Source organism: Phytobacter palmae (assembly GCF_039409775.1).
Lineage (GTDB): Bacteria > Pseudomonadota > Gammaproteobacteria > Enterobacterales > Enterobacteriaceae > Phytobacter > Phytobacter palmae.
On sequence record NZ_JBCIVJ010000042.1, the window covers coordinates 1 to 21,095 of the forward strand.

Annotated in this window: 21 protein-coding genes; 11 read left to right on the forward strand and 10 right to left on the reverse strand. The window is 54.6% G+C overall.

What is annotated here, in order from left to right:
• Positions 1 to 7: 7 nt before the first annotated feature.
• The 3 genes from galE to modE form a co-directional block, all read right to left on the reverse strand.
• Positions 8 to 1,024: a UDP-glucose 4-epimerase GalE gene (galE, locus tag AAIG39_RS24960; RefSeq protein WP_090086835.1), complete on the reverse strand. Its 1,017-nt coding sequence runs from the start codon at positions 1,022 to 1,024 to the stop codon at positions 8 to 10.
• A 220-nt stretch (positions 1,025 to 1,244) separates the two neighbouring features.
• Complete coding sequence (gene modF / locus AAIG39_RS24965; protein WP_343194976.1) at positions 1,245 to 2,708, reverse strand: molybdate ABC transporter ATP-binding protein ModF; 1,464 nt, start codon at positions 2,706 to 2,708, stop codon at positions 1,245 to 1,247.
• Positions 2,709 to 2,774: 66 nt separating this feature from the next.
• Positions 2,775 to 3,563: a molybdenum-dependent transcriptional regulator gene (gene modE, locus AAIG39_RS24970; RefSeq protein ID WP_249568667.1), complete on the reverse strand. Its 789-nt coding sequence runs from the start codon at positions 3,561 to 3,563 to the stop codon at positions 2,775 to 2,777.
• 141 nt (positions 3,564 to 3,704) lie between these two features.
• Here modE and AAIG39_RS24975 point away from each other — a divergent pair, with 141 nt between their 5' ends.
• From AAIG39_RS24975 to modC, 5 genes are all read left to right on the forward strand, one after another.
• Complete coding sequence (locus AAIG39_RS24975) at positions 3,705 to 4,301, forward strand: hypothetical protein (protein ID WP_090086841.1); 597 nt, start codon at positions 3,705 to 3,707, stop codon at positions 4,299 to 4,301.
• Between the two features lie 85 nt (positions 4,302 to 4,386).
• On the forward strand, positions 4,387 to 4,536 hold the full coding sequence (locus tag AAIG39_RS24980) for an AcrZ family multidrug efflux pump-associated protein (protein ID WP_039077255.1): 150 nt from the start codon (positions 4,387 to 4,389) through the stop codon (positions 4,534 to 4,536).
• Positions 4,537 to 4,704: 168 nt separating this feature from the next.
• Entirely contained in the window at positions 4,705 to 5,481 is a 777-nt protein-coding gene (gene modA / locus AAIG39_RS24985) for a molybdate ABC transporter substrate-binding protein (RefSeq protein WP_343194977.1), read from the forward strand.
• The gene (gene modB, locus AAIG39_RS24990) at positions 5,478 to 6,167 is read left to right on the forward strand and encodes a molybdate ABC transporter permease subunit (RefSeq protein ID WP_090086845.1); all 690 of its coding nucleotides are present in this window, start codon (positions 5,478 to 5,480) and stop codon (positions 6,165 to 6,167) included. The genes modA and modB overlap by 4 nt, the downstream gene beginning before the upstream one ends.
• A gap of 3 nt (positions 6,168 to 6,170) precedes the next feature.
• Positions 6,171 to 7,229 carry a molybdenum ABC transporter ATP-binding protein ModC gene (modC, locus tag AAIG39_RS24995; protein ID WP_249568665.1) on the forward strand — a complete coding sequence of 353 codons (1,059 nt, stop codon included), beginning with the start codon at positions 6,171 to 6,173 and terminating at the stop codon, positions 7,227 to 7,229.
• On the opposite strand, the gene AAIG39_RS25000 is transcribed toward modC, so the two are convergent.
• On the reverse strand, positions 7,230 to 8,048 hold the full coding sequence (locus tag AAIG39_RS25000) for a pyridoxal phosphatase (RefSeq protein WP_343194978.1): 819 nt from the start codon (positions 8,046 to 8,048) through the stop codon (positions 7,230 to 7,232).
• A gap of 149 nt (positions 8,049 to 8,197) precedes the next feature.
• Between AAIG39_RS25000 and pgl the strand changes: the two genes are divergently transcribed.
• Positions 8,198 to 9,193 carry a 6-phosphogluconolactonase gene (gene pgl / locus AAIG39_RS25005; protein ID WP_343194979.1) on the forward strand — a complete coding sequence of 332 codons (996 nt, stop codon included), beginning with the start codon at positions 8,198 to 8,200 and terminating at the stop codon, positions 9,191 to 9,193.
• Between the two features lie 53 nt (positions 9,194 to 9,246).
• Here the strand turns inward: pgl and AAIG39_RS25010 are convergent, their stop codons facing one another.
• The 4 genes from AAIG39_RS25010 to bioA form a co-directional block, all read right to left on the reverse strand.
• Positions 9,247 to 10,530, reverse strand: coding sequence for a putative acyl-CoA thioester hydrolase (locus AAIG39_RS25010; protein WP_090086853.1), 1,284 nt, complete (start codon positions 10,528 to 10,530; stop codon positions 9,247 to 9,249).
• 113 nt (positions 10,531 to 10,643) lie between these two features.
• Positions 10,644 to 11,120, reverse strand: coding sequence for a kinase inhibitor (locus tag AAIG39_RS25015; RefSeq protein WP_249568662.1), 477 nt, complete (start codon positions 11,118 to 11,120; stop codon positions 10,644 to 10,646).
• An 11-nt stretch (positions 11,121 to 11,131) separates the two neighbouring features.
• Positions 11,132 to 11,812 (reverse strand): type 1 glutamine amidotransferase domain-containing protein, encoded by a 681-nt coding sequence (locus AAIG39_RS25020; RefSeq protein ID WP_090086857.1) that lies wholly within the window; start codon positions 11,810 to 11,812, stop codon positions 11,132 to 11,134.
• Positions 11,813 to 11,881: 69 nt separating this feature from the next.
• Complete coding sequence (bioA, locus tag AAIG39_RS25025; protein ID WP_090087148.1) at positions 11,882 to 13,171, reverse strand: adenosylmethionine--8-amino-7-oxononanoate transaminase; 1,290 nt, start codon at positions 13,169 to 13,171, stop codon at positions 11,882 to 11,884.
• An 86-nt stretch (positions 13,172 to 13,257) separates the two neighbouring features.
• On the opposite strand from bioA, the gene bioB reads away from it, so the two are divergent.
• Genes bioB through bioD form a run of 4 tightly spaced genes read left to right on the forward strand, consistent with a single transcriptional unit; the run spans position 13,258 to position 16,903 of the window.
• The gene (gene bioB, locus AAIG39_RS25030; RefSeq protein WP_090086859.1) at positions 13,258 to 14,298 is read left to right on the forward strand and encodes a biotin synthase BioB; all 1,041 of its coding nucleotides are present in this window, start codon (positions 13,258 to 13,260) and stop codon (positions 14,296 to 14,298) included.
• Positions 14,295 to 15,449, forward strand: a complete 1,155-nt coding sequence (gene bioF / locus AAIG39_RS25035; protein WP_343194980.1) for an 8-amino-7-oxononanoate synthase — start codon at positions 14,295 to 14,297, stop codon at positions 15,447 to 15,449. Before bioB ends, bioF begins: the two co-directional genes overlap by 4 nt.
• On the forward strand, positions 15,436 to 16,188 hold the full coding sequence (gene bioC / locus AAIG39_RS25040) for a malonyl-ACP O-methyltransferase BioC (RefSeq protein WP_090086863.1): 753 nt from the start codon (positions 15,436 to 15,438) through the stop codon (positions 16,186 to 16,188). Before bioF ends, bioC begins: the two co-directional genes overlap by 14 nt.
• Positions 16,181 to 16,903, forward strand: a complete 723-nt coding sequence (gene bioD / locus AAIG39_RS25045) for a dethiobiotin synthase (protein WP_343194981.1) — start codon at positions 16,181 to 16,183, stop codon at positions 16,901 to 16,903. Before bioC ends, bioD begins: the two co-directional genes overlap by 8 nt.
• Here the strand turns inward: bioD and AAIG39_RS25050 are convergent.
• Positions 16,845 to 17,567, reverse strand: coding sequence for an ABC transporter ATP-binding protein (locus AAIG39_RS25050; protein WP_090086868.1), 723 nt, complete (start codon positions 17,565 to 17,567; stop codon positions 16,845 to 16,847). The two genes, bioD and AAIG39_RS25050, sit on opposite strands and share 59 nt — an antisense overlap.
• 764 nt (positions 17,568 to 18,331) lie before the next feature.
• Between AAIG39_RS25050 and uvrB the strand changes: the two genes are divergently transcribed.
• Entirely contained in the window at positions 18,332 to 20,353 is a 2,022-nt protein-coding gene (gene uvrB, locus AAIG39_RS25055) for an excinuclease ABC subunit UvrB (protein ID WP_090086870.1), read from the forward strand.
• Between the two features lie 190 nt (positions 20,354 to 20,543).
• Here uvrB and AAIG39_RS25060 read toward each other — a convergent pair.
• Positions 20,544 to 21,095: ATP-binding protein (locus tag AAIG39_RS25060; protein ID WP_343194982.1), on the reverse strand; the 552-nt coding region annotated here is incomplete at its 5' end.

The window sequence follows — 21,095 nt, forward strand, 5'->3', positions numbered from 1 at the left end:
CCTTCCTTTAATCGGTGTAACCCTGCGGGTGGCGGGACTGCCAGCGCCAGGTATCTTGTGCCATCTCATCGAGCGTACGAGTCACACGCCAGCCCAGCTCATTATCCGCTTTGCTTGCATCCGCCCAGTAGGCAGGCAGATCGCCATCGCGACGGGGAGCGAAGTGGTACGCTACCGGTTTACCGCAGGCTTTGCTGAATGCGTTAACCACATCCAGCACGCTGCTGCCAACGCCTGCGCCGAGGTTATAAATATGGACGCCTTGCTTGCCCGCCAGTTTTTCCATCGCCACAACATGACCGTCGGCCAAATCCATGACGTGGATGTAATCGCGTACGCCGGTGCCATCAGGCGTAGGGTAGTCATTACCAAATACCGCCAGTGAATCGCGACGGCCTACAGCCACCTGAGCGATGTAGGGCATCAGGTTGTTCGGGATACCCTGTGGGTCTTCACCCATATCTCCTGACGGATGAGCACCCACCGGATTGAAATAACGCAGCAGCGCAATGCTCCAGTCCGGCTGGGCTTTTTGCAGGTCGGTCAGGATCTGCTCAACCATCAGCTTGCTTTTGCCGTAGGGGCTTTGCGGGGTGCCAGTCGGGAAACTTTCGACATAAGGGATTTGCGGCTGATCGCCATAGACCGTTGCGGAGGAGCTAAAAATGAGATTTTTGACGTTGGCCGCGCGCATGGCATTCACCAGACGGAGTGTGCCATTGACGTTGTTATCGTAGTACTCCAGCGGTTTGGCGACGGATTCGCCAACGGCTTTCAGTCCCGCGAAGTGGATGACCGCTTCGATTGCATGATCGTGCAGGATTTCAGCCAGCAGTGCTTCATCACGAATATCACCCTGGATAAACAGGGCGGATTTGCCCCCCAGGCGTTCAAGCACCGGCACGACACTGCGTTTACTGTTACACAGATTGTCGAGGATGATGACGTCGTGGCCATTTTGCAGCAGTTGTACACAGGTATGGCTTCCAATGTAACCGCTACCACCCGTAACCAGAACTTTCATATATCACTCCATCAGGCGTATGTTATGAATTAACTTTAGCATAACAGAGATGGCAAAACTGTGATATGTGATAAATTAGTGGAATCGTTTACACTGCAACGTGATACGCATTATCTGATCGCGTAACTGATTATAAATCAGATAAATAATGACGTAATGATGCATAAATTCTGAAAATGATATGAAACACAGGCAGGGCAGCGCCCCGCCTGTGAAAAACTCAATCAAACTCGTAGCGCCAGTTGTCGCCATCCGGAACAAACTGTAAGCGATGCGTGATACACGTTGGGGCATCACTGGCATGGTGGGAGACAAATAACAGTTGCGTTTCGCCTTCGCCAATCAGTACATCGACAAAGCGGCGAATCAACTGACGGTTCAGCGGATCCAGGCCTTGCAGCGGCTCATCAAGGATCAGTAACGTCGGATGTTTCACCAGCGCGCGGACAATCAGCGCCAGGCGTTGCTGTCCCCATGACAAACTATGGAAGGGGGCATCGGCGGTTTTGGCATTAAACCCCGCGATGTCAAGCCACTGTTGTGCCAGTTTGCGCTGTTTATCCGAAACAGCCTGATAAATGCCAATGGAGTCAAAATAGCCGGAAAGTATTACATTGCGTACGGTCGTGCTGACGCGATAGTCCAGATGCAGACTGCTACTGACGTAACCAATATGCTTTTTAATATCCCAGATGGTTTCGCCACTGCCGCGACGGCGACCAAAAAGGGTTAAATCATTGCTATAGCCCTGCGCATGATCGCCCGTCACCAGACTGAGCAGCGTCGATTTTCCCGCCCCGTTCGGCCCACTAATTTGCCAGTGTTCGCCCGGCCGAACCGTCCAGTTGAGATGGTTAATAATCGGACGATCGTTATAGGAGACGACGCCATCTTTGAGCACAATCAGCGGCTCCCCGGCGGTCAGTTGAGCACGGGCCGGCGGCGCATCCGGTTCCGGCAGCGCCATCCCCGCCAGATTCTCGCTGTGCGCCAGTTGCGCGATGAGCGCCTGCTGTAACAGTGCCGATTTTTCGCCGACTTCCGTTAGCGCGCAGTCAGCCAGCACCCCCGCATTCTGCACAAAATCCGGAATTTCATCGAAGCGGTTCAGTACCAGCACCAGGGTGTAGCCCTCAGCATTAAGCTCGGCAAGGAGGGCGGCGAGATTCTGCCGTGAAGTCACGTCCAGGCCATCAAAAGGCTCGTCAAGGATCAGTAAATCGGGTTGTGACATTAGCGCCTGGCAGAGAAGCGTTTTGCGTGTCTCTCCTGTGGAGAGGTATTTAAAACGCCGCGAGAGCAGAGAGGTGATACCAAAACGTTCTGCCAGTTGCTGGCAGCGCGCGGCATCCTTGACCTCATCCTGGATAATTTCTGCGGTGGTGCGGCCGGTATCATCTTCACCGGGACTTAGCATATCGGTGTTATTGCGCTGCCACTCTTCACTGACCAGTTTTTGCAACTGTTCGAATGACAGACGGGTAATGCGCGAGAAGCTGCTCTCGCGTTCCCCTTTAAGGAGTGTTAGCTCGCCGGCCAGCGCTTTAGCCAGCGCCGATTTCCCGCTACCGTTTGCTCCGACGAAAGCCCAGCTTTCACCAGACTGAAGCGTTAAGTGATTAATCGACAGTGTTCGGGTGTCGCTCAGGCGAAACGTACCTTGCGAAATTTGCAATGATGACATTATGTATCCCATTTTTTGCAGCGATACGAACAGGGATACGTATTAGCCGGCAACTTGTCAATCGACTTAGCACAACGTGGCGAGAATGACCTTGTCAGCATTAAAATATGCGGTGACCTCAGCATCTTCCTTTAGATCTTGCGCTTGCGGCGCGGGGACTGTCGCACATAACTGCTGGCCATCGGGCAGCGTGAGCAAAACTTCGCACTGCAACTCGCCACGCTCAATATGGCTGATACGTCCCCGGAGCTGGTTATCGGCTTGCAGAGCGGTGGCATGGTCAGTTGTGATGGCTACCCACGGCGCTTTCAGTAGCACCAGCACCTCTTTGCCTTGCGTCAAATCCAGGCGCTGCACGCTTTGGGCAGTAATGGCGACGTTGAGAGATGTTGTACCATCTGCCAGTAGCACGTTGACATGTTGCTGCACCTGCTGGTGGTCGAGGGCAGTAATGGTACCGAACCACTGGTTACGGGCGCTGGTTTGCAGTGAAAAACGGGAAATGGCCGCCAGCAGGCTGTTCAGCGGCATGGCATCGTCGTCGCTCAACACATCAAACGCTTTTTGCTGAATCTGGCCAAGTAAATCATAGAGTTGAATAAGACGCTGACCGTAGCGGGTAACGACAGCGCCACCGCCGCCTTTTCCCCCGGTCGCGCGTTCCACCAGCGTCTGTTCGCTGAGCTGATTCATTTCATTAATGGCATCCCAGGCACTTTTATAGCTGATGTTTGCATTCTTCGCCCCCTGGCTTATTGAACCCGTCTGCTCTATCTGTTTGAGGAGATGAATACGGCGCGGGTCAGCGAACAGCCGCTCCTGGAGTTTAAGGGTAAGAAGAATTTCAGCCTGCATAGCGTAGTGTCCTGACGTAAAAGGAATATTGTGAAGGAAAATTGACCTGTAGCCTAGTCTTCCCCAGTACGCGTTGTTTTTCTAAAGATACTGTCACAATTGTCGATAGCGGAAAGAGACACTCCGCTGAAGGAATAGAATATGGCAGTCAGAAAACGCCCGGCCTTGCAAGGTGAATTGGACGGGGCCTGTGGTTTTTACGCGATGGCGAATGGGATACATTTACTGGAACCAGAGCTGGCGCTCCCGGAAATCTTCCCTGTGATTTTGCAGCAATATGTATTTGATGGCGATCCGATGGGATTTGTTAACGGCATTGGCCGCGGTTCGCTTAAAAATACCCTGAGCCGGACGATGGCTCTGTTAAATGCTGAGTATGAATTTTACGACCCGAAAACCCGTCAACAATGGCAGTTCGCCTTTAGCATGCCCTACTGGCATAACGATAAACCGCGCGATCGCCGGGATATTCTCGATACGTTAAGCCTGGCGAATTATAAAGCGGGAAGGGTAGTTATTCAGGCTTACGATTATAATGATGGTGAGCAGGAATATAGCCACTGGACGGTCATTTCAAAAGTGACGGACGAAGGGCTGGTCACCTGGGACTCAAGCAAAGAGGTAAAATGCATTCCGTTTGATAAAATGCGTGTCGACAGCACGCAACATTCGCATATTGCCCGTCCCTGGAATATTCGCAGCGCGGATATGTTTGTACTCAGTCGCCAGTCCCTGTAAAAGGTTACTGACGATGGCACAAAAGGCGAGTGTTTTTCTGTCGGATGCGGTTAGAATGCCCCCTTAACACTAAATGGAGTTGACCATGTTTGAGTTATTGAAAAGCTTAGTTTTTGCCGTAATCATGGTCCCTGTGGTGATGGCTATCATCCTGGGGTTGATCTATGGCCTGGGTGAGGTATTCAACCTTTTTTCAAATGTTGGTCATCGCGACCGCCCCGCGCAACGCCGCTAAATTTAAAAAAACGCCCGCCATTGCGGGCGTTTTGCTATTCAAGATTGGCATAAGCTTGCCGATATCTTAATAACCTCCGTAATTCCTGATGAGTATGACCTCATACGGTAAATCTCTGGTAGTATCGTTATATTCCGTAATATATAACGACACTCACAGGAGTTACAGATGGCACATACAGGGTTACGCCTTTTAGTCGGGGCGACATTATCGCTTTCGGTTGCCGGACATGCGCTGGCAGATGAAGGGAAAATTACCGTTTTTGCGGCAGCGTCGCTGACCAATGCAATGCAGGACATTGCCGCGGCGTATAAGAAAGAGAAAAACGTCGATGTGGTTTCGTCGTTTGCCTCTTCTTCTACGCTGGCACGTCAAATCGAAGCGGGCGCGCCTGCGGATCTGTTCATTTCTGCAGACCAGAAATGGATGGATTACGCGGTTGATAAAAAGAGTATCGATACTGGCACGCGCGTAACGCTGCTGGGTAACAGCCTGGTTGTTGTGGCGCCGAAAAGCAGTACCCAGGGCGATATCACTATTGACGCGGCCACTGACTGGGCAAGCCTGCTGCAAGGCGGACGCCTGGCGGTTGGCGATCCGGAGCACGTTCCGGCTGGCATCTATGCGAAAGAGGCGCTGCAAAAACTGGGGGCGTGGGATAAATTATCCCCGCGCCTGGCGCCAGCAGAAGATGTACGCGGTGCTTTGGCACTGGTTGAACGTAGCGAAGCCCCTCTGGGTATCGTTTACGGTTCTGACGCTGTAGCCAGCAAGGGCGTGAAAGTGGTCGGGACTTTCCCGGAAAACTCTCACCAGAAGGTGGAATATCCGATGGCGATTACCGAAGGTCATAAAAACGCAACGGTCAGCGCGTTCTATGACTATCTGAAAACCCCGGAAGCTTCCGCCGTGTTTAAACGTTACGGATTTACGACACACGAATGATATTAACGGATCCTGAATGGCAGGCAGTGATACTCAGCCTGAAAGTTTCATCCCTCGCAGTTGTCATTAGCTTGCCCTTTGGGATTTTCTTTGCCTGGTTACTGGTGCGCTGTACCTTTCCGGGCAAAGCCCTGCTCGACAGCTTCCTTCATCTTCCCCTGGTTCTCCCTCCGGTTGTCGTAGGGTACTTACTACTTATTGCCATGGGAAGGCGCGGATTTATCGGCCAGTGGCTCTTTGACTGGTTCGGTATTACCTTTGCCTTTAGCTGGCGGGGCGCGGTCCTCGCGGCAGCCGTGATGTCATTTCCGCTGATGGTTCGCGCCATTCGTCTGGCGCTGGAAGGCGTTGATACTAAACTTGAGCAGGCTGCCCGTACCTTAGGCGCCGGGCGCTGGCGCGTGTTTATGACGATTACGCTGCCTTTAACGCTGCCGGGGATTATTGTCGGCACCGTTCTGGCCTTTGCCCGTTCGCTGGGTGAGTTTGGCGCGACCATCACCTTTGTCTCAAACATTCCTGGTGAAACGCGCACCATTCCTTCGGCGATGTACACCCTTATTCAGACACCCGGCGGTGAAATGGCGGCGGCGCGTTTATGCGTGATCTCCATTATTCTGGCGCTCGTTTCGCTGCTCATTTCCGAATGGCTGGCGCGTATTAGCCGTGAACGGACCGGGAGATAACCTGTGCTGGAATTGAATTTTAGTCAGACGCTGGGAACGCACCGTCTGCAGGTTGACGAAAGTCTGCCAGCCAGCGGTATTACGGCGATATTTGGCGTATCGGGGGCCGGGAAAACCTCCCTGATCAATGCAATTAGCGGCTTAACGCGCCCGGAGCAGGGCCGTATCGTGCTCAATGATCGCGTGCTGTATGACGCTGAGAAAAAAATCTGCCTGCCGCCGGAAAAGCGTCGGGTCGGTTATGTCTTCCAGGATGCGCGCCTGTTCCCGCATTACAACGTGCTGGGTAACCTGCGTTACGGCATGGCGAAATCCATGGCCGGGCAGTTTGACAAGCTGGTGGCTTTACTGGGTATCGAACAGCTTTTAGACCGTCTGCCTGGCGGACTGTCGGGGGGGGAGAAGCAGCGCGTGGCGATTGGCCGCGCCCTGTTAACGGCACCGGAATTGTTGTTGCTGGATGAGCCGCTGGCATCGCTGGATATCCCGCGTAAACGTGAGCTGTTGCCCTATCTGCAACGCCTGGCGCGGGAAATCAATATTCCAGTGCTCTATGTCAGCCACTCGCTGGATGAGATTCTGCACCTTGCCGATAAAGTGATGGTGCTGGAAGCGGGGTCGGTGAAAGCGTTTGGTAAACTCGAAGACGTCTGGGGAAGCAGCGTGATGAATCCGTGGTTGCCGCAGGAGCAGCAAAGCAGCATTCTGAAAGTGAGCGTGCTGGAGCAGCATCCGCATTACGCCATGACGGCGCTGGCGCTTGGCGACCAGCACCTTTGGGTAAACAGACTGGATAAGCCGCTCCAGTCTGCTGTGCGTATCCGTATTCAGGCAACCGATGTGTCGCTGGTGCTGCAACCCTCCAGCAATACCAGTATTCGTAATACCCTGCGGGCGAAAGTGGTGCAAAACTACGATCTCGACGGGCAGGTGGAGGTTCAGTTGGATGTAGGCGGAAGGACACTGTGGGCGCGAATCAGCCCGTGGGCCAGGGATGAGCTGAGTATCAAACCTGGCCTGTGGCTCTATGCGCAAATTAAGAGTGTATCGATCACTGCCTGATTACAGCAGATGGCTATAGATAAAGCTGGCGATACTGTCGGTAGTGTTATCGCCAATCACAACGTTGGCGCGGGCTTTGACCGCGTCATCGGCATTTCCCATCGCGACCCCAAGGCCCGCCGCTTCCAGCATGCTGATGTCATTGTAGTTGTCACCAAACGCCACGACATCTTTCATCGACAAGCCTTGTGCGCTAACCCATTCGCTCAGGCGTTTGCCTTTGCTGTTGCCGGACCGTGCGATATCGACCTGGTCATGCCATGACCACTCGCACTCCAGCCCCAGCGTCTGCTCGACGGTGTTAGCAAACTGCCTGAGCTTATCAGTGTCTTCGTCGGTCAGGGCAAATTTCCAGATAGCGTCGACTTCACTGGCAGCAGCACGCAGCGAGTCCACCTGGGTGAAAACCGGCCGCTGTTCCGGCGGCAGTGTTTGTGCCCAGTTATTGGTGCGGATGACATGGCCGGTCGGTTTTTCATAGAGCATGGCATTATCGACATACATCAAACCATGAACGTCGTGGGATTCGAGCATCTCAATCAGTTTAACGGCTTGCGAAACCGGCAACGGATCGGCTGTTAACACTTTTTTTGCCTGATAATCATACAAATAAGTGCCATTACAGCAAATTGCAGGTGTATCGAGCGCCAGTGCCTGATAAAAAGGATGGATGGCAACGTGATGCCGCCCGGTGACAATAATTAACTGATAGCCGGCTGCTTTTGCCCGGGCAAGCGCTTCGAGAGATGAGGGGAGCAGCGTTTTTTTGGGCGTCAGTAAGGTACCGTCTAAATCCAGTGCTAATACACGCGAGGTCATGTCGTTTTCCGTGGTCAATGATGAATTTGGCTTTTTCGGGATGGTACACCGAGTCGCGCCATGGGCAAAATCTGCGCGCGAAATTCAGCATTAACCACGAAAAAAGGCTATCCTGGTAAATTAACGCAGTATCAAGGAAAGGAGTATTCATGAAACAAACCGTTTATACCGCCAGCCCGGAAAGTCAGCAAATTCATGTCTGGCGTTTGAATCCCGAAGGCACCCTGACGCTTGTGCAGGTGGTGGATGTTCCCGGCCAGGTTCAGCCGATGGTCATAAGCCCTGATAAACGTTACCTCTACGTGGGTGTCCGCCCGGAATTTCGCGTTATTGCTTACCGTATTGCGCCGGACGACGGTGCGCTGACTTACACCGCAGAAGCGTCTCTGCCGGGTAGCCCGACACATATCTCTACCGATCACAGTGGTCGTTTCCTGTTCAGCGGTTCCTATAATGCTGGTTGTGTCAGCGTTACCCGTCTCGACGACGGCGTGCCGACCGAAACCCTTGACGTGGTCGAAGGGCTGGAAGGTTGTCATTCCGCCAATATTTCTCCTGACAACCGCACCCTCTGGGTTCCGGCGCTGAAACAAGATCGTATTTGCCTGTTTACGCTGTCCGAAGACGGCAACCTGCAACCGCAAGACCCGGCGGAAGTGACCACCGTTGAAGGTGCAGGCCCGCGCCATATCGCCTTCCATCCGAACAAACGCTTTGCCTACTGTGTGAATGAACTGAACAGCTCTGTCGATGTATGGCAGTTGAGCGATGTGCACGGCAAGATTGAATGCGTGCAGACGCTGGATATGATGCCGGCTGACTTTTCTGATACCCGCTGGGCGGCGGATATCCATATTACGCCGGATGGCCGTCACCTGTATGCCTGCGACCGTACCGCCAGCCTGATCACCGTGTTCAGTGTGTCAGAAGATGGCAGCGTGCTGGCTATTGAGGGCTTCCAGCCGACAGAAACACAGCCGCGTGGCTTTAATGTCGATCACAGCGGTAAATTCCTGATTGCGGCAGGGCAGAAATCCCACCATATCGCACTGTACGAAATTACTGGCGAACAGGGGCTGCTGACCGAGAAATCCCGTTATGCGGTAGGCCAGGGGCCGATGTGGGTCGTGGTTAACGCCTTCTGATTTTCAGAGATAAAAAAACCTCGCCGTGGCGAGGTTTTTTCGTTTCAGATGGCTTATTTTTTCGGTTCAGCAACAACCTGGCTGCCTACGCCACGGTTGTTGAATTCCCACATGCGGTTGAAGCGAGGATCGTTCAACTGACGCTGGATATTGCCTTTATCATCCACCGCACCCGTATTACCGGCAAACGCGCGGCCTGAAGCTGCAGCGGCAGCCCACGGCTTCGCCACGTTGAAACCTTCGTTGATCACGCTATCGCGGATCACAACCTGGCCGTTGGTATTGGCATCCAGATCCAGAGAACGGCCCAGCTGCGCCACGCCGTTACCGGTCGCAGTAAAGCGGCTGTTGGTCGCCAGGAAACCAAAATTAACGCTGGACAGGGTTGCCGGCGCGAACACGTAGCCTTCTTGCTGAGTACGGGAGTTCACAACACGGAAATCGGTGTTATCAAACACAACCGCACCGCGGCCTGCAACGATATCCACATCCCCTTCTACATAGCTGTTGGTGACCAGCGTACGGGTCTGGCGATCGTTACGCAGGGTGTTATCAACACCGCTGTTGGTCACGAAGAACGTGTTCTGGCGGCCCAGGATATTGACGTTATTCAGCTGGACTTTGTCGCCATCGCTGCGGAACGCAACCGCCTGGTGGTTACCGGCGTCAACACTATCGCCAAGGCTATTCTGAATGGTCAGATTCTGCAGTTGCAGGCCATTGTTCTGTGACCAGAAAACAGCGGAACACATCACGCCAACGGTGGCGTTGCGGTTGCTCTGGCATTTATCAAACATGTACCACGCAGGTTTACCCGGCATGTATTTGCCTGACGGATTGACCAGTTTACGCCAGGTGGTAGTGTCCATCTCAGAGTCGATAGCCAGACCGATTTTCACGTCCAGCGGTTTTTCGCCGGTACCGTAAATAGTCACGCTGCCCGACGCAGCAGGAACATAGACCGTGCCTTCATAATCACCCGGCATCACGGCAATAAACTGACGATCGCTGGAGTGTTTGTTAATGGCCGCGTCAACCGCTGCCTGAATTGTGTTGTGTGTTACGCCAGGCGTACCCGCCGGGCCAACCACGAAGTTTGCCTGCGCCGGAAGACGGATAGCATAAGGCTTCCACGCGGCTGCGTTCGGCGTCAGGGAGGAGAAGTAGTTATCCGCAACGAAGTTTTTCGCTTCGCCCGCCGTCAGAACAGGACGTGATGCCGTACCTGGCGCAGTTTGTTGAGAAGGCAGTTGATCCGGCGGCGTTGAGCTACAGGCGGTCAGTGTCACGCCAAAAGCCAGTGCCAGCGTCAGACGAGAAACCGAGAATGTGTTCAAGGGGTGCTCCAGCTGTGCAAGTTTAAATGATTTCGTCAGAAGCCTGCTTTTTTATACTAAGTTGAGCGAAACGGGAAGCCGATTGTGCAAATCGGCCTCAAATGAATGGTTTTTTAGCTAAAAAGGGCGGTGATGGAGGCGCTGGCGATAGAGTGAAAATGTACATTAAAGCCGACCACCGCACCGCTGGCGTCGGCATCCACATCAATTGCCGGCACATCCAACGCATAAACGGTGAAAATATAGCGGTGGGTTTCCCCTTTCGGCGGCGCCGCGCCGCCATAACCGGCTTTGCCAAAGTCAGTTCGTGTCTGAATAGCCCCATCCGGCAGTGCGCTTATTCCGGAACCGGCGCCTTGCTGCAAGACGCGGGTATCGGCAGGTAAGTTCGCAACGACCCAGTGCCACCAGCCTGAACCCGTTGGAGCATCCGGGTCGTAGCAGGTAACGACAAAGCTTTTGGTTGCGGCCGGAACATCATCCCAGGCCAGATGCGGCGAAATATTGTCGCCGTCGTAGCCCATGCCGTTAAAAACGTGGCGGTGGGGCAATTTGCCCCCGTCCTGTAAATCATGACTGATAAGCTTCATTCCACCCCCTGTCAGCGATGCAACAATTTGACCAATTCCTGTGCGGCGGCAGCCGACGACGCCGGGTTTTGCCCGGTCACGAGGTGACCGTCGGTTATGGCATATACCCCCCAGTCATCGCCGCGCTCATACAAGCCTCCGGCCTGTTTTAATGCATCTTCAACCAGGAATGGCACCACCTGCGTCAGGCCGACGGCTTCTTCTTCGCTATTACTAAAACCTGTCACGCGTTTGCCCTGTACCAGTGGGCTGCCATCTGGCTTATGGGCATGGCGCAGCACACCCGGCGCATGGCATACGGCTCCTACCGGCTTGCCTTCGGCCCAGTATTTTTCGATAAGTGCGATAGAAACAGGATGTTCTGCCAGATCCCACAGTGGGCCGTGACCGCCGGGGTAAAACAGCGCGTCATAATCGCCGGCGGCGATATCACTCAGTTTTTGTGTGTTCGCCAGGGCGAGCTGTGCGGCTTCGTCTTTACGAAAGCGCCCGGTGTCCTGGGTTTGGGCATCGGGCGCTTCGCTTTTCGGATCCAGCGGCGGCTGTCCGCCAGCGGGTGTTGCGAGCACAACATCCAGTCCTGCATCGCGAAAAACATAATAGGGTGCGGCAAATTCTTCCAGCCAAAAACCGGTCTTTTGCCCGGTGTCGCCGAGGGTATCATGCGAGGTCAGTACCATTAAAATCGCCATTCTTCCTCCTGATTCCGGGATGAGTTAACCCCCAAAAGTGTAGCATCCCGTGATCAGGTGGGCGTTAAATCAGACAATGAACATCTCGTCCATGGCGATGGCGGCATTCACTGCCTGGGTTAAGCGCGTCAGTTGTTGAGCGCTAATTGTGTAAGGCGGCATCAGGTAAATGAGGCGGCCAAACGGGCGGATCCAAACCCCCTGGCCGACAAAGAAACGTTGCAGCGCCGCCATATTCACGGGATGTTTGGTCTCCACCACGCCGATTGCTCCCAGTATGCGAACATCGGCCACGTTGGCACTCTTGCTTGCGACAGAAAGTTCTTCGCGAAGCTGGCGTTCAATTGTGGCCACCTGAGATTGCCATTCGCCGCTTTCCAGCAGACCCAGGCTGGCCGTTGCGACCGCGCAGGCTAACGGATTACCCATAAACGTCGGGCCATGCATAAAGCAGCCCGCTTCGCCGTTGCTGATGGTCCCGGCTATATGGCGTGTTGTAAGCGTGGCGGAAAGCGTCATCGTGCCGCCGGTTAATGCCTTGCCAAGACAGAGAATGTCCGGGGCGATCCCGGCGTGCTCGCAGGCGAACAGCTTGCCGGTGCGACCAAAGCCGGTAGCGATCTCATCGGCAATCAGCAATATTCCTTCCCGGTCACACATTTTACGGATGCGCCAAAGCCACTGCGGATGGTACATGCGCATACCCCCTGCGCCCTGGACGATGGGTTCAAGGATAACTGCGGCAATCTCATGGCGATGCGCGGCCATCAGCCGGGCAAATCCCACCATATCACGCTCGTCCCATTCTCCCTCGAAACGGCTTTGTGGCGCCGGGGCGAAGAGGTTTTGCGGCAGGTAGCCCTGCCACAGGCTATGCATAGAATTATCCGGATCGCATACGGACATCGCGCCAAATGTGTCGCCGTGATAGCCGTTACGGAAGGTGAGAAACCGCTGCCTGGGTTCGCCTTTCGCCTGCCAGTATTGCAGGGCCATTTTCATCGCCACTTCTACCGCCACCGAGCCTGAGTCAGCGAGGAAAACGCACTCCAGATTCTCCGGTGTCATCGCCACCAGTTTACGGCACAGAGTTATGGCCGGTTCGTGGGTGATGCCGCCAAACATCACATGTGACATGAGGTCAATTTGCGCTTTCATCGCCGTGTTGAGCGTCGGGTGATTGTAGCCGTGAATGGCGGCCCACCAGGAGGACATCCCGTCTATCAGCCGCTCGCCACTGGCCAGCGTCAGTTCGCAGCCTTGTGCGGATTGCACCGGATAAACCGGCAGCGGGGAGGTCATGGAAGTGTACGGGTGCCAGATATGGCGCTGGTCAAAGGCAAGATCGTCCGTTGTCATAATCGACTTGTAAACCAAAATAAAAACATTTAGGTTTACAAGTATAACCCGAATCGAGATTTAACAACACCCTTTGGAGAAGCCCAATGGCTCACCAGACTCGCTGGACAATGTCGCAAGTCACCGCACTGTTTGAAAAACCTCTGCTGGAGCTGCTTTTTGAAGCGCAGCAGGTTCACCGCCAGCATTTTGATCCCCGCCAGGTGCAGGTCAGTACGCTGCTCTCTATCAAGACCGGGGCCTGCCCGGAAGACTGCAAATACTGCCCGCAAAGCGCCCGCTACAAAACCGGGCTGGATGCGGAAAGATTGATGGAGGTAGAGCAGGTACTGGAGTCTGCCCGTAAGGCGAAAAATGCCGGTTCAACGCGCTTTTGTATGGGCGCTGCCTGGAAGAACCCGAACGATCGCGATATGCCGTACCTGGAACAGATGGTTGAAGGGGTCAAGGCGATGGGTCTGGAAGCCTGTATGACGCTCGGTACACTCACTGACAGTCAGGCGCAGCGTCTGGCGCATGCCGGGCTGGATTACTACAACCACAACCTGGACACGTCGCCGGAATTTTACGGCAATATCATCACCACGCGTACCTACCAGGAGCGCCTGGATACGCTTGATAAAGTGCGTGAGGCCGGAATCAAGGTCTGTTCTGGCGGGATTGTGGGGTTGGGTGAAACGGTGACCGATCGCGCCGGGTTACTGCTGCAACTGGCCAACTTACCCACACCGCCGGAAAGCGTGCCCATCAACATGCTGGTGAAAGTGAAAGGCACGCCGCTTGCGGATAATGAAGACGTCGATGCGTTTGATTTTATTCGCACTATTGCCGTTGCGCGTATCATGATGCCCACCTCGCATGTGCGTCTGTCTGCGGGGCGCGAGCAGATGAACGAACAGACTCAGGCCATGTGCTTTATGGCCGGGGCAAACTCTATTTTCTACGGCTGCAAACTGCTGACCACGCCGAACCCGGAAGAGGACAAAGATCTGCAACTGTTCCGTAAGCTGGGGCTAAATCCACAGCAGACCGGGGTGCTCAACGGCGACAAAGCGCAGCAGGAGCAACTGGAACAGCAGCTCCTGCATGCGGATACCGAACAGTATTACAACGCGGCTGCGCTATGAGCTGGCAACAGCGTATTGATGAGGGGTTAGCCGCCCGCAGGCAGGCCGATGCGTTGCGTACACGCCAGTGCGTGGAACATGGCGCCGGACGCTGGCTGATTCGCGACGGGCAGCGTTATCGCAACTTCTCCAGTAACGATTACCTGGGCTTAAGCCAGCATCCTGCGATTGTTCGCGCCTGGCAGCAAGGGGCGGAAAAATACGGTGCAGGAAGCGGCGGCTCTGGCCACGTGAGCGGTTACACGCTGGCACACCAGCAGCTTGAGGAGGCGCTTGCCGACTGGCTGGGGTATCCTCGCGCGCTGCTGTTTATCTCAGGATTTGCCGCCAATCAGGCGGTGATTGCTGCGCTCAGTAAGAAAGAGGACCGTATTGTTGCCGACAGGCTAAGCCATGCCTCGTTGCTGGATGCGGCAAATTCAAGCCCGGCGGAGTTGCGCCGCTTTGTCCATAACGACACCGCGCATCTCGCGGCTTTGCTGGCAAAACCGATCAATGGCGAACAACTGGTCGTCACCGAAGGGGTGTTCAGTATGGATGGCGACAGTGCGCCGCTGGCTGACATCGCCTGCGCGACCCGGCAGGCAAATGGCTGGCTGATGGTCGACGATGCGCATGGCATCGGTGTTTGCGGTGCCGAGGGTCGCGGTAGCTGTCATGTTCAGCAGATCACGCCGGATATCCTGATTGTCACATTCGGCAAAGGGATCGGTGTGAGTGGCGCGGCGGTACTGTGCAGCGCCTCGCTGGCCGATTATCTGACACAGTTCGCCCGCCATCTGATTTACAGCACCAATATGCCGCCCGCCCAGGCCACGGCCATAAGCGCTTCACTTGCTGTTATTCGCTCCGAAGAGGGGGCACAACGGCGCCTCAAACTGAATGCGCTGATAGCGCAATTCCGCGCGGGTGCGCAGGCGCAAAACCTACAGGTGACAACATCTGACAGCGCCATTCAGCCGCTGATCGTGGGCGAAAACAGCCGCACCTTACACCTTGCCGCGCAGTTGCGGGCGCACGGCTGTTGGGTGACCGCGATTCGCCCGCCAACCGTCCCACCAGGCACTGCCCGGTTGCGCATAACGCTCACTGCCGCCCACGAGCCGGAAGATATTGAGCAGTTACTGGAGATATTGCATGCCGCGTGTTGATAAACAAGCCATCGCCGATACCTTTGGCCGCGCTGCCCGTAGTTACGACCAACACAACGGATTACAGCAACAAAGCGCAGAAATACTGCTTTCCCGTCTCCATTCAGTCCCTGTAGATCAGGTGCTGGATGCCGGATGTGGGCCAGGGTTGCTCAGTCGCTACTGGCGGATGCAGGGGGCAAGGGTGACGGCGCTGGATATCTCTTCGCCCATGCTGGAGGAGGCCCGACGCAGGCAGGCGGCAGAACGGTATGTGCTGGCGGATATCGAAGACATGCCTTTTAGCGACGCAGAATTTTGTCTTGCCTGGAGTAACCTGGCGGTGCAGTGGTGCGATGACGTACGTCAGGCGCTGGCAGAGTTATACCGCGTGGTGCGCCCTGGCGGACACATTGCCTTTACCACCCTGGTGAGCGGCTCGTTGCCTGAACTCAATCAGGCGTGGCGCGCAATTGATGACAAGCCGCATGCCAATCGCTTTCTGTCCGCTACGCAAATCCACGACGCTTTATCCGGCTGGCAGTATCAGGCGGGCATTGAGCCCGTCACGCTCTGTTTTGCCGGCGCGCTCGAGGCCATGCGATCGCTAAAAGGGACTGGAGCAACCCATCTGCATGCCGGGCGCAGGCAGGGGCTCACGCGGGGAGGACTGCAATGCTTACAGCTGGCCTGGCCGCAACAGAAGGGGACATTCCCACTGACCTATCAACTTTTCTGGGGAGTCATAACACGTGACTGAACGTTATTTTGTTACCGGCACGGATACCGAGGTCGGTAAAACAGTGGCGAGCTGCGCGCTCTTGCAGGCGGCAAACCTTCGGGGATGGCGAAGTACCGGTTACAAACCGGTGGCCTCGGGCAGCGAAATGACCGCACAGGGGTTACGCAACAGTGACGCTTTGGCCTTACAACACAACAGCAGCGTCATGCTCGATTATTCTCAGGTCAATCCCTGGACCTTTGCGGAGCCGACATCACCGCACATTGTCAGTGCGGAGTCCGACACGCCCATTACGCTCGAAGGGATCTCTGCCGGACTGCGGGCGCTGGAAACTCAGGCCGACTGGATACTGACAGAAGGTGCGGGAGGGTGGTTTACGCCGCTTTCAGAGACATTCACTTTCGCCGACTGGGTCGTCGCAGAGCAATTACCAGTGATTCTGGTGGTGGGCGTTAAGCTTGGGTGTATTAATCATGCGATGTTGACCGCACAGGCGATAGCGCAGGCGGGGTTGCGCTTTGCAGGCTGGATTGCCAATGATGTTCAGCCGCCAGGCAAACGGCATACCGAGTATCTTGCGACGCTACGGCGCGTGTTAAAGGCACCCCTGATCGGGGAAATTCCCTGGCTTGCCCACGCGCCGTTCGCTACACAAAACGGTCATTATCTCGATCTCAACGTGCTGAATCAGGCAACATCCAGTGTGACAGAAGCTGGTCATCCAGTTGTCTGACATCCCCTTCGGCAACGTTGCGACCACGATGCAACAGGCAGAAACGGTCGGCAACCCGGCGGATAAACGACAGATGTTGTTCGGCCAGCAGGATAGTCATACCGAAATCCTGGTTGAGCCGGACAAGTAAATTGCCGAGTTTATGGATAAATGCCTGTCCAAGCCCGCGCGTGGGTTCGTCCAGAATCAGCAGCCGCGGGCGATTGACGAGGGCGCGAGCCATCGCCAGTTGATGCTGATTATCCTCAGACAGCCCTGCGCCTTTCACCTGACGTAGCCCATACAAGTCGGGGAACAGGTCATAGACCTCCCGATTGACGGTACTGCGGGGCTCTCCACAGGCGAGCATAGCGATATGCAGATTTTCCTCGACGGTCATTTGCGAAAATATTCGCCTGTCCTGAGGAACATAGCCTATACCCATTGCGCTGCGATGCTCCGCCTGCAAGTTGAGTAGATCCCTGGGGGGCCCTCCTGCCTCTTGCCAGACCATGCTACCGCTCTCAACGGGCAGATAACCGGTAATGCAATTTATAAGCGTCGTTTTGCCCATCCCTGGAAGGCCGATAACAGAGGTGCATACGCCGGGGGCGAGGTCGAGGTCGACATTCCATAGCGTATGTTGATTGCCGTAATACTGATTAACTGCACGTAAGCTCAACACGGTTCGCTCCTTATCTCTGATCGGGTGACAGAGAGGTTGTTATTCAGTTCAGTGCAAAAGGCTTGCCAGAACATGAAAACAAGCTTTTTTTCGGAACCCGCCGATCAATGAGAGAGTTAAAGCGCGTTTTGCGCCTGGCAGACGAAAATATATGCTCTTTGACAGTGCCGGGGCTGGCAGGAAATGGTGCATTTGATCGATGAAATGTGAGCATGATCGCACGATAATTCGCCGTTTCGTTAGCAGATATTCTGCAAAAAAAAGCGAGAAAAAATTTTTACTGCCCTCAAAGAGACCCGGAAGCCGTTTCAGGCGACTGGCGAGGCATATGGGCTGGAAGCAGTTATCCACTATTCCTGTGGATAACCTTGTGCATTAGAGTTAGAAAAAGTGCGAGAAGCGAGTAAACACGCGGCTTGCGCCTGAATTGCTGCGAAAGGCGTCTTTTGGAATATTTCTTTATTTTTTAATTAGTTAAATAAAAGCAATCCTTGTAAGAAATCTGTCACCCACTGCCATAAAACTTTCATTGCTAAGCTTGACAAGTGTTAAAAAAGGAAATGTTCTGGGGATAACCCGCTTTTGCTGGTGTTTTGTACCGTCAGGAGTGATTTTCGAGGTGTGCTCCTCGTACTCTGGCTGTGAGTAGAAGATATTCCTGATTGCGCTACTGTTTTTACATCCAGTATTTTTTATTGGCAAATCTCGCTGTGGTGAGTAAAATTACTTTCCTGCCCGCTCATTCCTTCATCAGGTAGCCGTCCATGAGTAAACCATTCAAACTGAATTCCGCTTTTCGTCCCTCCGGCGATCAGCCAGAAGCAATTCGTCGCCTGGAAGAGGGTCTCGAAGACGGTCTGGCTCATCAGACTTTGCTGGGCGTGACCGGTTCAGGGAAGACGTTCACCGTGGCGAATGTGATTGCGGATCTACAGCGCCCGACGATGGTGCTGGCGCCGAACAAAACCCTTGCCGCACAGCTCTATGGCGAAATGAAAGAGTTCTTCCCGGAAAATGCCGTGGAATATTTCGTCTCCTATTACGACTACTATCAGCCGGAAGCTTATGTACCGAGTTCGGACACGTTTATTGAAAAGGACGCGTCGGTAAACGAACACATCGAGCAGATGCGTCTGTCGGCAACCAAGGCGCTGCTGGAACGTCGGGATGTCATTGTGGTGGCATCGGTCTCCGCGATTTACGGTCTGGGTGATCCGGATCTCTACCTGAAGATGATGTTGCATCTGACAAAAGGAATGATCATCGATCAGCGTTCCATACTGCGTCGTCTGGCAGAGTTGCAGTACACCCGCAATGACCAGGCGTTTCAGCGCGGCACCTTTCGCGTGCGAGGCGAGGTGATCGATATCTTCCCGGCGGAATCGGACGATATCGCCCTGCGCGTTGAGCTGTTTGATGAGGAAGTGGAGCGGCTGTCGCTGTTTGACCCGCTGACCGGGCACGTTGAGTCGACCATCCAGCGCTTTACCGTCTACCCCAAAACCCACTACGTCACGCCACGCGAGCGCATCATTCAGGCGATGGAGGAGATCAAAGACGAGCTGGTCGAACGCCGCAAGGTGCTACTGGAGAATAATAAGCTGCTCGAAGAGCAGCGGCTGACCCAGCGTACCCAGTTTGATCTGGAAATGATGAACGAGCTGGGATACTGCTCCGGCATCGAAAACTACTCGCGTTACCTTTCCGGGCGTGGGCCGGGCGAGCCGCCGCCGACGCTGTTTGATTATCTTCCGGCGGATGGCCTGCTGGTTATTGATGAATCCCACGTCACCATTCCGCAAATTGGCGGTATGTTCCGTGGCGACCGCGCGCGTAAAGAGACGCTGGTGGAGTATGGCTTCCGTCTGCCGTCGGCGCTCGATAACCGTCCACTGAAATTCGAAGAGTTCGAGGCGCTGGCACCGCAAACCATTTACGTGTCGGCGACGCCGGGCAATTATGAGCTCGAAAAATCCGGTGGTGAGGTGATAGACCAGGTTGTCCGTCCGACCGGGTTGCTCGACCCGATTATCGAAGTGCGACCGGTGGCAACCCAGGTGGATGATCTGCTCTCCGAGATCCGCAAACGTGCTGCCATTAATGAGCGCGTACTGGTCACGACACTGACCAAACGTATGGCGGAGGATTTAACCGAATATCTGGAAGAACACGGTGAACGTGTGCGTTATCTGCACTCAGATATCGATACGGTTGAACGTATGGAGATTATCCGCGACCTACGCCTTGGCGAGTTCGATGTGCTGGTGGGCATTAACCTGCTGCGTGAGGGGCTGGATATGCCAGAAGTGTCGCTGGTGGCGATTCTGGATGCGGATAAAGAAGGTTTCCTGCGTTCCGAGCGTTCGCTGATCCAGACCATTGGTCGTGCAGCGCGTAACGTCAACGGTAAGGCCATTCTCTACGGCGACAAAATTACTCCGTCCATGGCGAAGGCGATGGGGGAAACCGAGCGTCGTCGCGAGAAACAGCAGCAGTACAACGAAGAACACGGCATCACTCCGCAGGGTTTGAACAAGAAAGTGGTGGATATTCTGAGCCTCGGCGAGAATCTGGCTAAAACCAAAGGCAAAGGTCGCGGTAAATCGCGCACTCCTGCTCAGGTGGAAGCCGCCGAACTGGCGTTAACCCCGAAAGCGCTGCAGCAGAAAATTCACGAGCTGGAAGGGCAGATGATGCAGCATGCGCAGAATCTCGAATTCGAAGAGGCGGCGAAATGCCGCGATCAGCTGCATCAATTGCGCGAATTGTTTATTGCCGCCTCGTAACAAGATGCCGGTCACGAAATTCACCTGTGCATCTTAATGTTTGCTTAATGAAAGCCGATTACTCTCCTGTGAAAAATCAGGAGAGTATCTATGCAAAAAGAAAATCTGGCTCAGTATCTGGCTGTGGCGCTGTCCCTCGCCATCATCATCGGCTTTACCCATCTCTGGATGCTCTCTTACTGAGATTCCCTTAACGCGCAATCGAGTTGAGTTTCACCCATGCGCGCACACCCGGACCAGGTTGACGGTTATGCAAGAAGAATTGCGCGTCATGGAGTTGGGCGATTCGTGAAACGATACTCAATCCAAGCCCCGATCCGCCATAGCGACTATCCATTCGCACAAAAGCCTTACTCAACTCTCCGCTACGGGATTCATCCACGCCTGAACCCTCATCTTCCACCGACAGAACCGGCGTTGCGCCGCCGACAAGGCTCACGGTAATGGTGGTGCCTGCCGGGCTGTACCGATGGGCGTTTTCCACCAGATTGCGCAGCAGAACCTGCAATAGCGTGGCATCACCCGCCACCGCGATATCTTCTGTCATTTCCGGCAACTGTAAACGCTGCTGTCGGGTTTGCAGCATTCTCTCCAGTTCACCGTGGACCGGCATGACCACATCTTCCAGCAGCATCACCTGCTGATAGCTTCCCGCAGAAAAAGATTGCCCGACCCTGGCGAGCTGCAGCAACTGGGCAATATTTTCCGTCATCTGGTCCAGACGCTGGAGCAGCGGAGCGAC